This is a genomic window from Acinetobacter sp. AG3 (assembly GCF_022343575.1).
Taxonomy (GTDB): domain Bacteria; phylum Pseudomonadota; class Gammaproteobacteria; order Pseudomonadales; family Moraxellaceae; genus Acinetobacter; species Acinetobacter guillouiae.
Window position 1 is genome coordinate 2,445,131 of the sequence record NZ_JAKQZD010000001.1, and the last position, 12,700, is coordinate 2,457,830.

Below are 12,700 nucleotides of genomic sequence, written 5' to 3' on the forward strand. Positions count from 1 at the left end.
AATTTGTTATCATAAAATAAGTGAACAAATCATCGTATTTAAAATAGAAACTCAAGATATTTTAATCAAACAATTACAAGTCATCGCTACACTTGTTTTTTCTTAGACCATTTATCGGGTTTATCATCTGGTATAAATAAGCTACTATATAAGCTTGTATAAAAATACTTTTTAAAAATCAGAATCAATACAGAAACATTTTTAGATTGGTTCACCTTACCATTTTTTGATTTGCTCAAATAAAATGAGGTACCATATTGGACATGAAAAATAATGCAAATTCGATAGAAATACAGTCTTCTACGCTGCAATCAGCAAATTATCAAACGCAAATGCAAAGCAACATTGTCGATCATAATGGAAATACTTTATTTAGTATTATTTATCCAAATCCAGACAAAGAGACACTAATTTTATTACATGGAGGACCTGGTTTTCCAAGTGATCTCTCTGCCGTTGCCGATCTTTTAAAAGATCATTTTCAAGTGATCACATTTCATCAAAGAGGAACCCAAAAATCTCCTTGTCTTGATAAAGACTATTCTATGCAGGCTTATTTAAGCGATATTGAAACTGTTCGAGAATTTTATAAAATCAATAAGTTTCATTTATGGGGACACTCTTGGGGTGGACTTTATGCACAAATCTATGCTGAAAAACATTCTGATAATTTACTCAGTCTTTTTTTATGTAGCCCAGGCTCAGGTACCAATACGCAATGGAAACAAACTGAGAAAGAAGTCATGCAACTCAACAAGTCCAAAACAAGTGCTTGGGCATGGACAAAAATGGGATTAAATAGCCTTTTAGGCGCGCTTGGAAGCGATGAAGCTTATAAACGCCTCTTTAAACAAGTTATGAAAAACTATAATGAAGGATTTATTGCAACAGATCATCCAAATCTCACTGATGATTTTGATTTACTGAAAGCAGAGCCGATCAATAAAACCAGACCTGAAATCATCAAGTATCCGCTGTTAACTGGATTAGAAAATCCAGATTTTAAGATTACCATTGTCTATGGAGATCAGGACATCTATACAACAAGTAAAAACTTCGTGATCAATCGATACCCTACAGCACATTTATTTACACTTTCAAACTCAGGGCATATTCCTTGGTTACATCATCCAGAGGCTTATAACAATATAGTGATGAGTCATTATCAGTAATTAGTTATTATCAGCGCTGATATGTATAGCTCAAACCTGATCTAACAGTTACCGATATTTGATTGAGACTGTCAGGTTAAATTTGAGCTACATTCAATTCATAAAATTGATAAATGCGTGTACATAATGATTGCAGATACTTTCAATGCATATACTCAACATAAATGATATTGATGAGATCTAAACCTCACTAAAACTTATTTCCTATCAAAGATCTTAAATTTCAAGTGTTTAGATTAATCATTTTTCTAGAACGTTTATGTTCATACATTTTAAGGTCTGCAAACTCAATCAACTTATTGAGTTCAATACAGAGGTGGTCCCACATGTTTGAACAACTAAAAGCTTATTTATAAGTGATACTCTGCTCTAGTTAAGCTACCTTATTTTGTTGTGGTAGCTGGTCATAGTAAAACTCATCTGGAGTCATTTTGTCCAGACTCGAATGAGGTCGTTTCAAATTATAAAATTCAAAATATGCGTTTAATTGCTTCTTCGCATCCAAAACATTGCTGTAGGCTTTGAGATACACCTCTTCATATTTAACGCTCCGCCATAATCGTTCAACCATCACATTATCAACCCATCGACCTTTACCATCCATGCTGATTTGGATGTCATTTGATTTCAATACATCAATAAATGCATCACTGGTAAACTGACTGCCTTGGTCTGTATTAAATATTTCAGGTCGACCATATTTTTCAATAGCTTCATTTAATGTTTCTATGCAAAATGTAACCTCCATACTAATCGATACTCTATGCGCAAGTACCTTGCGGCTATGCCAATCAATCACAGCACATAAATAAACAAAGCCTTTTGCCATAGGGATATACGTTATATCCGTAGACCACACTTGATTACTGCGCTGAATAGCCAATCCTTTGAGCAGATATGGATATTTGCGGTGAGCTTGATTAGCCTGGCTTAAATTTGGTTTGCAATATAACGCATTAATGCCCATTTTCTTCATTAAAGTACGTGTATGACGTCGTCCTATATGATGTCCTTGACGATTCAACAAATCACGCATCATACGGCTACCTGCAAAAGGGTATTGCATATGTAACTCATCCATACACCGCATCAGCTTCAGATCTGATGCACTCACAGGTTTTGGGCGATAGTAATAACAACCACGGGAGACTTTCAGCAGCTGAGCTTGCTTAGATACTGAAATCTGAAGTGAGTCATCGATTAACTTTTGTGGTTGAAGCGGCCCAGTTTCTTCAACACACCTTCTAAAAAATCAATTTCTAATGCCTGCTCACCGATTTTTGCATGTAGTTTTTTTAGATCGATGGGTGGTTCTGTTGGAGCTTTTGATTGATCGAAAGCTTGCGAGGAAGCTGAAATCAGTTGATTTTTCCAGTCGATAATTTGGTTTTGATGAACATCAAATTCAGCACTCAATTCAGCAAGTGTTTTTTCTGCTTTAATCGCAGCAAGTGCTACCTTAGCTTTAAAATCATTTGAATGATTTCTTCTTGGTCTACGTGCCATAAAATACTCCATATATTGATGTTTATAACATCATTTGGGGAGCAAAATATCACTTATAAGTGTTGTTCAAATTTCCTGATCCACCTCTATACCATCTTCAGGAAATAAAGCCAGACCGACACTTGCACCCATAGTTAATTTGACATTTTCAAATACAAACGGTAATCCACATGCCTCAACAATGCGATTCATGACTTTTTTTGCCAGCTCTTGATCGCCAAGACTACTTAATATCACTGCAAACTCATCACCACCTAAACGCGCAACCAAATCATCGTGTCGGGTAATATTGACGATACGTTTACCTATTTCTTTTAATGCCTCATCACCTAAACGATGTCCATATTGATCATTGATTGGCTTCAAACCATCCATATCGATGATCAAGATTCCAAGTAACTTTTGTGTACGTTTAGCTTGTTCAACACCTTGTCTTAAACAATCGAGGAATAAAGCGCGGTTGGCAAGTCCTGTTAACTGATCCTGTGTCGCAAGTTTATAGAGTTCTTGAGCACCAAACTTACTGGCATGATACATCGCAGCAGCAATCAGTTCAGACATCAGTGTAAGTAAATTGATATCACTTTCTTTAAAGGCATTTACCCGTTCTGAATAAATTTTTAATACACCAATCGGTTCATCACAATGAATTAGCGGTACAACAGCCATAGAACGCAATCCAACCCGTCTACATGCTTCACGATCTACACGCTCATCAGTTTCACTGTCTTTGCAATATAAAGTCGTATTCTGCGCGATACAAAGCCCTGAAAGGCTAGAATCCATCTTTAAGCGTAGGCCTAAAAATTGATTTGCACCATTCGAAACGGCACGATAGACCATATCACCTTCTTCAGCGAGCTCTACAATTGCACCTTTTGCATGGGTAATTAATTGAACTTGCTCTGCCACTAAAGTCATGACAGCATTGATATCTAAGCCTAATTTTGCAATTGCTGTCTGTGTCTGAATCACTGACAGTAATTGTTTTGAGGTTGGTTGTTTCGTTTTAGACATACATCATCCTAGACGAGTGTGATCCAATTTAAGTATATAAGCTCAAACTCTACACTGATGAAATAAATGCTAGTGCCTAGCGCTGACTTAATTTCAAAGCTTGAACACGTAAAATATATCAAGCACAGAGTTTGTGGCTTACATATTATGATGATTCATATTTAAAGTATATTACTGTGTTCATTAAATTTTTGAGTAAAACTTCAATCCGTTACATCCTTTAAGCGTTGATCTCGCTCAAATATTCAATTCCTCATCTAAGTGTTTTTGAAAGTTTAAAGTCACCAACAGAAAACCTTAGTCTAAATCACGATTTATTGCAGCCATATGATTTGTATAAAACAGTGTGAGATTCAAAAGAGTAATGATCAAACTGATTTAAATACAAAAAAAAACAGCCACTTTTTGTGGCTGTTTCCCAAATGCTTAAGTCATCACATCGCTTTTTCTAACAGAACATTTAAAAGAACTTTGTAATGGTTTGAATAACAACGGCATTCACAATATCAACAAAAAATGCGCCAGTTAGAGGAATAATTAAAAATGCTTTATGCGAAGGCCCATAAGTATTGGTTACAGCTTGAATATTGGCAATAGCAGTTGGTGTTGCACCTAAATTTACCCCACACTGACCTGCACACAATACTGCTGCATCATAATTTTTACCCATAACTCGGAAAGTGACAAAAAACAGATATAAAGCAAGAAAAACCGTCTGAACGATCAGAATGATCACCAATGGACCAGCTAAATCAGCAAGTAACCACAATTGCAAAGACATTAAGGCGATAGCTAAAAATAAAGCCAACGAGGCATTACCAAATACATCAATACAACGGTCAAACAGTTCAATTTTAAATACATATTCCAGTGTATTCCGTAAAAACACCCCACAACCCAATGCCCATACAAAAGTCGGTAACTCAAACCATTGTCCTTTGGCAACACCGGTCATGAAATTAGCAAAGACGATACACAGTGCAAACATTCCTATGGTTTTAACCGCATCATCAGCGGTAATCAAACGGGTCTTTTCTGGATATTCAAATGGTGCTGTTTCAGCAGATGGAGGAGCTTGCATACGCGCTGCAGATGGTGCTATTTCTTCAGCCAATTGATAACGACGAATCAGAAATTTTGCAACTGGACCACCCATCATTCCACCAATGACCAGACCAAATGTCGCACTCGCCATTCCTAAAACAATCGCACCTTTGATACCATAATTTTCTTCAAAAATACTGCCCCATGCTCCAGCTGTACCATGCCCACCAGTTAAAGTAACAGATCCTGCAATCAAGCCAATCAAAGGATTTAAATCGAGTGCGGTTGCCAAACTTATCCCAACAGCATTTTGCAATAGCACATAAATCACTACGCAGACCATAAAAAGAAGCAGCGACTTGCCCCCTTCTTTTAGCTTAAGTAGACTTGCACTCAGCCCAACAGATGTAAAAAACATCAACATAAAACTTTGTTGAATATTAGCATTAAAATTTACGGTTAAATTAAATTGCTTAAAAAGCACAAAAGTTACAGCAGCAGCAATTAACCCACCTACTACAGGTTCAGGAATATTATATTGCTTCAATATACTGATCTTATTTACAAGAAAATAACCAATAAAAAGAACGGCTACAGCAATTGCAATCGTGCCAAAAATATCAACATTAATGTTCATTGTTAACCATTCAAAACTTTTATGGCGTTATTAATACTTAAATTTACTCAATAATTCATTAAAAAATATGTAAAAAATAAATTTAAAACTCTTATTTGGCTATTCGTTGGTCAAAATATTTAAAAGAATTTTCATCATTATATAGATTGAATTTATCGTTGTTATTGTGAAGCACTCAGCGCAAATAAAGCGAGCATTGATTCGTCTCAGCCAATTTAAGAATGGATAGTGCTATGTAGATGATGACTACGGATCCAAGATAATTCACTACTTATATTTTTATAAATGACGGTCACTCATCTTCATTTTAGGGTCAATTCATTATTAAAAAAATTTTCACGCTGAATCAATTGACTCCATTCACGATAGCTGTACAACTTCAAATTTTCGACTTTATTACCTGTTAACAAATAACGCCCATCCCATGACAATACTTCGCGACAATCATCAGGTCGAATTTCCGAAAATTTCGGTAATTGAAATAAATGCTGTTCTAAAATCATTCCTAATTCTAATAGCTCTTTGAGAGTTTTCACATTTTTGGGAATCATTGAAAACAAAGGATACAAAGTTAAAATCTCTGCTACGATTTCGATTGGTTCTTCATACAAATCATCTAGACACCAGTTTCCATCCAAAGTTCTCCAGATATAAATATTCCAATGTCCTATACCAATACTTAATGTTTCAGGATCGGCATCAGGTTCTTGATAATACACTTGATATTTTAAAGATGCTGTAGACACGATATTCATTTGAGGAAGTTTTAAATATGAATAATTTTGAAAAACTTCCTCAAAAATGATTGCAATCGGTTTTGTAAAATATCTAGACCTAAACTTTCAGAAAAAATACTCACGAATTTAGCTTTCTGCTGTTCTGAAAGATTAAGTTGATTCATCTAAATACTCACTCAGGTAACTTATATCCGCAATTTGGACAGAAACAATACTTGTTTTTTTCTCTTTCCAATTCCTGTTCTTTACGTTCACGAATCAGTTGTAAAACAATATCTCGCGTCTGTTCAGCAGATAAGCCAACATCTCTACGAATATCATCAATCTTGTCTTCATCATGAATGATGTCAATTTCACAGCTTTCTAACAGATCTCGAAACTTTAACTCCAGTTGTTGCTTTCTTAATTCCAATTCATTGGCTAAACCATTTGCCAAGATACCAGCGGGTAAAGCAGCCAATCCAACACCGAGTATGGTAATCAAAGCACCAAGGAAACGTCCAAGTGGGGTAATTGGCGTTACATCACCATAACCCACAGTAGTGAGCGTCACCACCGCCCACCACATAGATGCAGGGATTGAGCTAAAGACATCGGGTTGTGCACGACCTTCGACAACATAAATGCCTGCTGCCGCCATCACGATCATAATCACCAAAATAAAAATCACGGCTTGAAATGAACCCTTTTCACGTTCTATAACGCGCAGTAAAATCTGTAATGAAATAAAATATCGGGTAAGTTTTAATAAACGCAGTAAACGTAGAATCCGCAAAAATCTCAAATCAATATGTACAAAGAAGTTGATATATGCAGGTAAAATCGCCAGTAAATCGATGATCGCAGCACCACTGGTCACATATTTCCAACGTACTTTCCATTCAGAATCAAACGGTTCTTTTTCTGCAACACTCCAAAAACGTAAAATATATTCAACTGTAAAGACAATGATTGAAAAATCCTCAAATGCATCGAAGTAAAGCTGATAGGCTTTATAAACATCATTGATTGACTCTAAAAGTACCGCGACAACATTGCCAATGATTAGAAAAATCAAAGAGAAATTGATCGCACGACTAAACCACGTTTCATAATCTTCATTATGCAAATTGTCATATACAAATTTTCGGAGTGTGTACCAAGCTGTGAATCGCATGCATTATTCTTTATTTTAAAGATAAATCATCTTAATACTTCTCGATTTAATTGCACATCTTCAGCTGCTTGAGTTTACAATTTTGTTGATTATTTTGACTGTTAAAGCATCGAACTCAAAGTATAAATATATTTTATTCATTGCATAATTTTTTGTTATACAATAGGGTCTGTTGATAATTCGTCTATGTTTGCGACTACGTGTGTTTTTTAGGCGATACTAGGCACGAAATACGAAATTTAGTCATTCTAAATGATGAGAAACACTGTTTCGCAAGGTAACGACGTAGCGGCAAAAAACAAGCTAGTCCCGAAGGGTTGTGGCTAAAATTATCTCAGCCTACGTTATGAAACTCGAAAATAGTCTCGCTATTCTCTTCGTTTCATGCCTTGTCTGCTCAATTTTAACCTACAACGCAAGCCATTTATGAAATGTCTACAGACCCTAAATAAGATTACAATATCTTATTGAATCATATGCAATTTGTGAAGGCGCGATTGAATTTTATCGTTTTAAAGCTATTTTTATAATTTTTTTAAAGCGTAGAATAAGGTCGCGGACAGTATCGTTAAAGGCACCCTTTCCTCTAAAGATACTATCCGCTAAATCAAAGCCAGTCTCCCAAATGTCTTTGATTTGATAAGTTTATTCTAGCGTTCTACTGAATAGAATGTTTCCCGTATTTAATATAAATCTCCAGTATTTTCGGAATGATTTTTCACATATTCCATTATTCTCGAAAATATTTTCTGTGGTAAAGCTCATGAATGAAAGTCAGTACACTTTAGATAGGATTGATCGCAAAATTTTATCGGCACTTCGAAAAGATGGTCGTTTAACGGTCGCTCAGCTCTCTGAACTGGTTGGACTCTCCTCTTCGCCATGTTGGACACGTGTTAAACGTCTAGAATCTTTAAATGTCATTGAAGGCTATACTGCCACCATAAATGCCAAAGCCATCGGGATTAATGAACTATTTTTTATTGAGATCACCTTAGAACGCCATGATGACGAGATCTTAGAGCAATTTAGTGATGCACTCAGTCAAATGCCTGAAGTTGTAGAAGCGCACTTGGTAACAGGTGATTATGATTATTTGGTCAAAGTTGCGGTGAAAAATGCTGAACATTATGAGCGCTTTTTACGTAAAAATTTATATTCAATGAAAGGTATTCGTCATACCCGCTCTATTTTTGCTTTACGTCCTTTAAAGCTTGAAAATAAATCAGACCTCATGATGATTGAATAAGCAAAAAGATCTTGAGAAGAGTTTTCATATTGAGGCTGGAAAACTCTTCTATTCAGCATATTTTTTAGCCAAATTAAAGCTACAAAAAGCTTAACACCTACAAAAAATAGTACTTTAGTCTAAGACTTTTTTGAATATTTATTACACAAATATACTAGGGTGTGTCCTCATTTGGCTTTGCACCAAATAAATATACAGGCTATACGAATCATAGATTTATAATTGCGTGCCAGTTTATCAAATCGAGTTGCAATAGCACGGAAATGTTTTAATCTCGCAAAAGCATTTTCAACTAAATGTCTTAATTTATATAGATATTTATCAAATTCCTTATTCGATCTCTTACTGTTTGATCTCAATGGAATAATGGGAATCATATTCTTGTTCTTGGCATATATTCTAATGTGCTCAGCATCATACCCCTTATCAGCAATGAGATAAGTTGCCTCGTCTACCGTATCAATCAGTTGTTTTGCAACTTGACTGTCGTGGACGTCACCCCCAGTGATTTTAAAATCAATCGGTAATCCATTCGCGTCGGTTGCAAGATGTATTTTTGTTGTTCGTCCACCACGTGATTGTCCAATTGCTCTTTCGAAACCATGCCGAGCTCCACTTGCATGTTGATGCACGCGTATGTAACTTCCGTCAATGAATACCCATTCTTGATCCAAGACGCCTCGTAATCTAAAAAAAATTTATCCCACAATCCCTTGCTTGCCCAACGATTAAAGCGATTGTAAGCAGTTTGCCAAGGACAAAATTCTTGGGGAATATCACGCCATGTGGCGCCTGTACGCAGTTTCCATAAGATCGCTTCCATGATATTTCTACTATTCTTTGAACAGTAACAACCGTGTAATCGCATAGTATCTTGAATTTGCTGCCAGATATCATCGGTGAGAAGAGTACGTGCCATTGAAAAAATATAGAAATCAAAAGAGCTTAAAGGAGGATTTTAAGTATTTAAAACCAATTTTTCAAATGAGGACACGCCCTAATCAAATTTTAATCTGGTTGTTTTTTGTACACATCTTTACAAATTTAAAAACAAATTATTTCATATATTTAAATCATTTACGAAAAAAATCATTACACAAACTAACATTTATGTAACTTTTCTACATTACAATATTATTAAAACTTGATGAAACAGGAAATATATGAAGAGATTTTTTAAATACCTACTGATTGTCATCGGGGTTATTTTTGTTATTGGATTGATCTTTTTATTCAGACCAATTGCTTCTAAAAAAGTCAACACAACAGCAGATGAACCAGTTGTAGATGTGGTACTTGTTGGTGGCGGTATTATGAGTGCAACCTTGGGGACTTACCTCAATGAAGTTGAACCAGACTGGACCATCAATATGTATGAACGTTTGGATCAGGTAGGTCAAGAAAGTTCTGCGGGATTCAACAACGCAGGAACGGGACACTCTGGCTTTATGGAAATGAACTATACCCCTGAAAAAGATGGTAAAGTTGATATTAAAAAAGCCATTGATACTGCTTCACAATTTGAAGTAAGTAAACAATTCTGGGCTTATCAGGTCAAAAATGGCGTGTTAGGTCAACCAAACAGCTTTATTAATCCTGTACCACATATTGCCTTTGTTTGGGGCGATAGCGTGAACTACATGAAAAAACGTTATGAAGCGATGAGCCAAAGCCCAATGTTCGAAGGATTAAAATATACTGAAAATCCTGCTGAAATTAAGCAATGGGCGCCTTTAGTTATGCAAGGCCGTGATGCAAACCAAAAAGTTGCTGCAACACGTATGGACGTAGGTTCTGATGTAAATTATGGTTCAATTACGACTCAATTAATTGATCATTTGAAAAAACAGCCTAAATTCAAACTTGAAACTTCATCTGAAGTAACAGGTATTAGTCAAAATGCAGACAAAACTTGGACTGTATCGTTTAAAAATCTAAAAACCAACACAACCAGCCATGTTAAAACTCGCCATGTGTTTATTGGTGCGGGTGGTGCTGCGATTAGATTATTGCAAATGACAGGTCTGGAAGAAACTAAGCAATATGCTGGCTTCCCGATCGGTGGTATTTTCTTGATGACAGACAATCCAGCTGTTACATCACAACATACTGCAAAAGTCTATGGTAAGCCTGAATTAGGTGCACCTCCAATGTCTGTACCACACATTGATACTCGTTATGTTGATGGTAAAAAGTATGTATTGTTTGGTCCATTCGCAACCTATTCAAACAAGTTCCTAAAAAATGGTTCTCAGTTTGATTTGATTGATGCGACCAACAAAAACAATGTGATTCCGATGGCAACCATTGGTATGGAAAATCTGGACTTGGTGAAATATTTAGTCAGCCAAGTGGCGATGTCTAAGCAAGATCAGTTCAATGAATTGAAAAAATATTATCCAGATGCAAAAATTGAAGACTGGACTTTAAGCCAAGCTGGCCAACGTGTTCAAATTATCAAAAAAGCACCGGGTAAACCTGCAACACTTCAATTCGGTACAGAGATCTTCACCTCTAAAGATGGTTCAATCACAGGCCTTCTTGGTGCTTCACCAGGTGCATCAACTTCTCCATACATTATGTTGAGCTTGATGGAAAAAGCGTTCCCTGAGCAAGTGAAAGGTAAATGGAATCCAAAATTGCATGAGATTGTGAAGTCTTATCAACAGGATTTAAATACCAACCCTGCTCTGCTTGATCAAGTGCGTACATATACCAGCTCGACTTTAGGTTTAAACTACACACCTACTCGTAAAGCTGCAAATGATGCTACAGCCGCTGCTGCTCCTGCTGTAGCAAATGCACATTAATTTTCTTGTGTAAAAAAAGATGAGCTACGGCTCATCTTTTTTATGGCTGAATATCTCATTTTGTGTTTTAATACAACCAGTATGAGATGAGCCTTATATAAGTATAGAGTGATCTATACGACTAGCCCCTGAATAAGGGGCTTTTTATTGTCTGATCATTTTATCTATAAGTTAAATGAGTATTATTATTTTAAAACACAGTGAGAATATAAAAGTGATAAATTTCAAAGACACATACGAGATGATTTCAATTATATCAAGTTAGATTAAATTGCTTAAAATCATTATGCATAATGAAATAAATAGAAAATTAAGATCAATCGTAGAATATTAATAAATATGGAGATATAGAATTAGGACTTATTTTTAATCAAGCTATATATAAGCTGTTTTAAATTATCTTGAATATCTTTAGGCAGTTGTATAAATAGTGCATCTATGGGCATCTGATCCCAGTTCTCAGCAATGTTTTCATCATCATCTAAGCTTTCTGCCAATAAAAACAATTGCGCTACAGTGCAATTAAATGCTTCAGCAAGGTATTGGAGTATTGCAGGACTGTACCCTTGATTGCCGTTCTCAAGATTGGAAATATTACTTTTTGAAGTATTAGAAAAATCGGCTAATTGCTGCTGAGTCCAGCCTTTCCGTTTTCTCAAATAACGTATTGCATGACCTATATTCATTCTTTGATATTAGCTTAACAAAGTATCTTAGACGTATTGCAATGCAATATATTCTGCACCATAAGTATTGTTTTACAAAACAATGGTTTTGCAATACAATACCCATTGATTCACTAAAACTTAAAAAAATGATGCCTTATTCTAATATTATCCAAAATTTATCTGCGGATTTAGCAAGTTCATTTGCCTTGATTCAAAGTATGCTTAAAAACTATTTTATCGATTTAAATATTTTAGTGTTTGATAAAGATGAATTTGACTACTTCTGTATGGCATTATTATTTACCATGTGTTCAAAAAATATAAGCAATGATGATCAAGAACTCATTCTATCTGGTTTTAAATACTCAGAATATGCAAAAATAAAAGTTAATTATTATATTGAGTATTTTAATTTAGACTCATCTTGTCTTATCGATGATTTAAATATCACTCCATTAACAAATACATTATTTGATTCTGTAAACACTGATTTTGATCCGTCGAGCATCAATCATTATGTCGTTATTTTAGATTTTAAGAATATGATGACTGATGTTATAAAAATGTATAGTTAACAATTTTTTATTTTTATCAAAAAATATCTGTACTAAATTCCTAAATGAGCAATATACAATTGCCCATTTGAATCAATGACTTGTTTAATGCATCCTTTCAGTTGGTCAAACTGGTCGTCGACCACATTA

At 35.2% G+C, this 12,700-nt stretch carries 10 protein-coding genes and 1 pseudogene; 4 read left to right on the top strand and 7 right to left on the bottom strand.

The genetic code is table 11. From position 1 onward, the window contains the following. Positions 1-263: 263 nt before the first annotated feature. The gene (locus tag L3V46_RS11455; RefSeq protein ID WP_239045742.1) at positions 264-1,172 is read left to right on the top strand and encodes an alpha/beta hydrolase; all 909 of its coding nucleotides are present in this window, start codon (positions 264-266) and stop codon (positions 1,170-1,172) included. Positions 1,173-1,545: 373 nt separating this feature from the next. Here the strand turns inward: L3V46_RS11455 and L3V46_RS11460 are convergent. The 5 genes from L3V46_RS11460 to L3V46_RS11480 all read right to left on the bottom strand — a co-directional run bounded on the left by L3V46_RS11460 (position 1,546) and on the right by L3V46_RS11480 (position 7,269). After that, positions 1,546-2,678 (bottom strand): IS3 family transposase gene (locus L3V46_RS11460; protein WP_225367773.1). Its coding sequence is split into 2 segments (ribosomal slippage): positions 1,546-2,426 and positions 2,426-2,678, totalling 1,134 coding nucleotides; the frame shifts between segments, so codons are not numbered across the junction. Positions 2,679-2,744: 66 nt separating this feature from the next. Further along, positions 2,745-3,695 (bottom strand): sensor domain-containing diguanylate cyclase, encoded by a 951-nt coding sequence (locus L3V46_RS11465; protein ID WP_239045743.1) that lies wholly within the window; start codon positions 3,693-3,695, stop codon positions 2,745-2,747. Positions 3,696-4,155: 460 nt separating this feature from the next. After that, complete coding sequence (gene gltS, locus L3V46_RS11470; protein WP_004720888.1) at positions 4,156-5,376, bottom strand: sodium/glutamate symporter; 1,221 nt, start codon at positions 5,374-5,376, stop codon at positions 4,156-4,158. 302 nt (positions 5,377-5,678) lie between these two features. Further along, complete coding sequence (locus L3V46_RS11475) at positions 5,679-6,122, bottom strand: hypothetical protein (protein WP_239045744.1); 444 nt, start codon at positions 6,120-6,122, stop codon at positions 5,679-5,681. 163 nt (positions 6,123-6,285) lie between these two features. Further along, complete coding sequence (locus L3V46_RS11480) at positions 6,286-7,269, bottom strand: ion transporter (protein WP_151801695.1); 984 nt, start codon at positions 7,267-7,269, stop codon at positions 6,286-6,288. A 763-nt stretch (positions 7,270-8,032) separates the two neighbouring features. Here L3V46_RS11480 and L3V46_RS11485 point away from each other — a divergent pair. Then, entirely contained in the window at positions 8,033-8,518 is a 486-nt protein-coding gene (locus L3V46_RS11485) for an Lrp/AsnC family transcriptional regulator (protein WP_004720894.1), read from the top strand. A 167-nt stretch (positions 8,519-8,685) separates the two neighbouring features. On the opposite strand, the pseudogene L3V46_RS11490 reads toward L3V46_RS11485, so the two are convergent. Next, positions 8,686-9,437: pseudogene (locus L3V46_RS11490) on the bottom strand (IS5 family transposase). Between the two features lie 244 nt (positions 9,438-9,681). On the opposite strand from L3V46_RS11490, the gene mqo reads away from it, so the two are divergent. Beyond that, on the top strand, positions 9,682-11,328 hold the full coding sequence (mqo, locus tag L3V46_RS11495) for a malate dehydrogenase (quinone) (protein ID WP_004720897.1): 1,647 nt from the start codon (positions 9,682-9,684) through the stop codon (positions 11,326-11,328). 353 nt (positions 11,329-11,681) lie between these two features. Here the strand turns inward: mqo and L3V46_RS11500 are convergent, their stop codons facing one another. After that, the gene (locus L3V46_RS11500; protein WP_004821175.1) at positions 11,682-12,014 is read right to left on the bottom strand and encodes a helix-turn-helix transcriptional regulator; all 333 of its coding nucleotides are present in this window, start codon (positions 12,012-12,014) and stop codon (positions 11,682-11,684) included. 41 nt (positions 12,015-12,055) lie between these two features. Between L3V46_RS11500 and L3V46_RS11505 the strand changes: the two genes are divergently transcribed. Beyond that, on the top strand, positions 12,056-12,571 hold the full coding sequence (locus L3V46_RS11505; protein WP_239045745.1) for a hypothetical protein: 516 nt from the start codon (positions 12,056-12,058) through the stop codon (positions 12,569-12,571). The last annotated feature ends 129 nt before the right edge of the window (positions 12,572-12,700 follow it).

Excerpts from the sequence above, each read along its gene's own strand:
- gltS (WP_004720888.1), bottom strand. The coding sequence starts at position 5,376 with ATGAACATTAATGTTGATATTTTTGGCACGATTGCAATTGCTGTAGCC.
- L3V46_RS11480 (WP_151801695.1), bottom strand. The coding sequence starts at position 7,269 with ATGCGATTCACAGCTTGGTACACACTCCGAAAATTTGTATATGACAAT.
- L3V46_RS11485 (WP_004720894.1), top strand. The coding sequence starts at position 8,033 with ATGAATGAAAGTCAGTACACTTTAGATAGGATTGATCGCAAAATTTTA.
- L3V46_RS11505 (WP_239045745.1), top strand. The coding sequence starts at position 12,056 with ATGCAATATATTCTGCACCATAAGTATTGTTTTACAAAACAATGGTTT.
- L3V46_RS11500 (WP_004821175.1), bottom strand. The coding sequence starts at position 12,014 with ATGAATATAGGTCATGCAATACGTTATTTGAGAAAACGGAAAGGCTGG.
- L3V46_RS11465 (WP_239045743.1), bottom strand. The coding sequence starts at position 3,695 with ATGTCTAAAACGAAACAACCAACCTCAAAACAATTACTGTCAGTGATT.
- L3V46_RS11455 (WP_239045742.1), top strand. The coding sequence starts at position 264 with ATGAAAAATAATGCAAATTCGATAGAAATACAGTCTTCTACGCTGCAA.
- mqo (WP_004720897.1), top strand. The coding sequence starts at position 9,682 with ATGAAGAGATTTTTTAAATACCTACTGATTGTCATCGGGGTTATTTTT.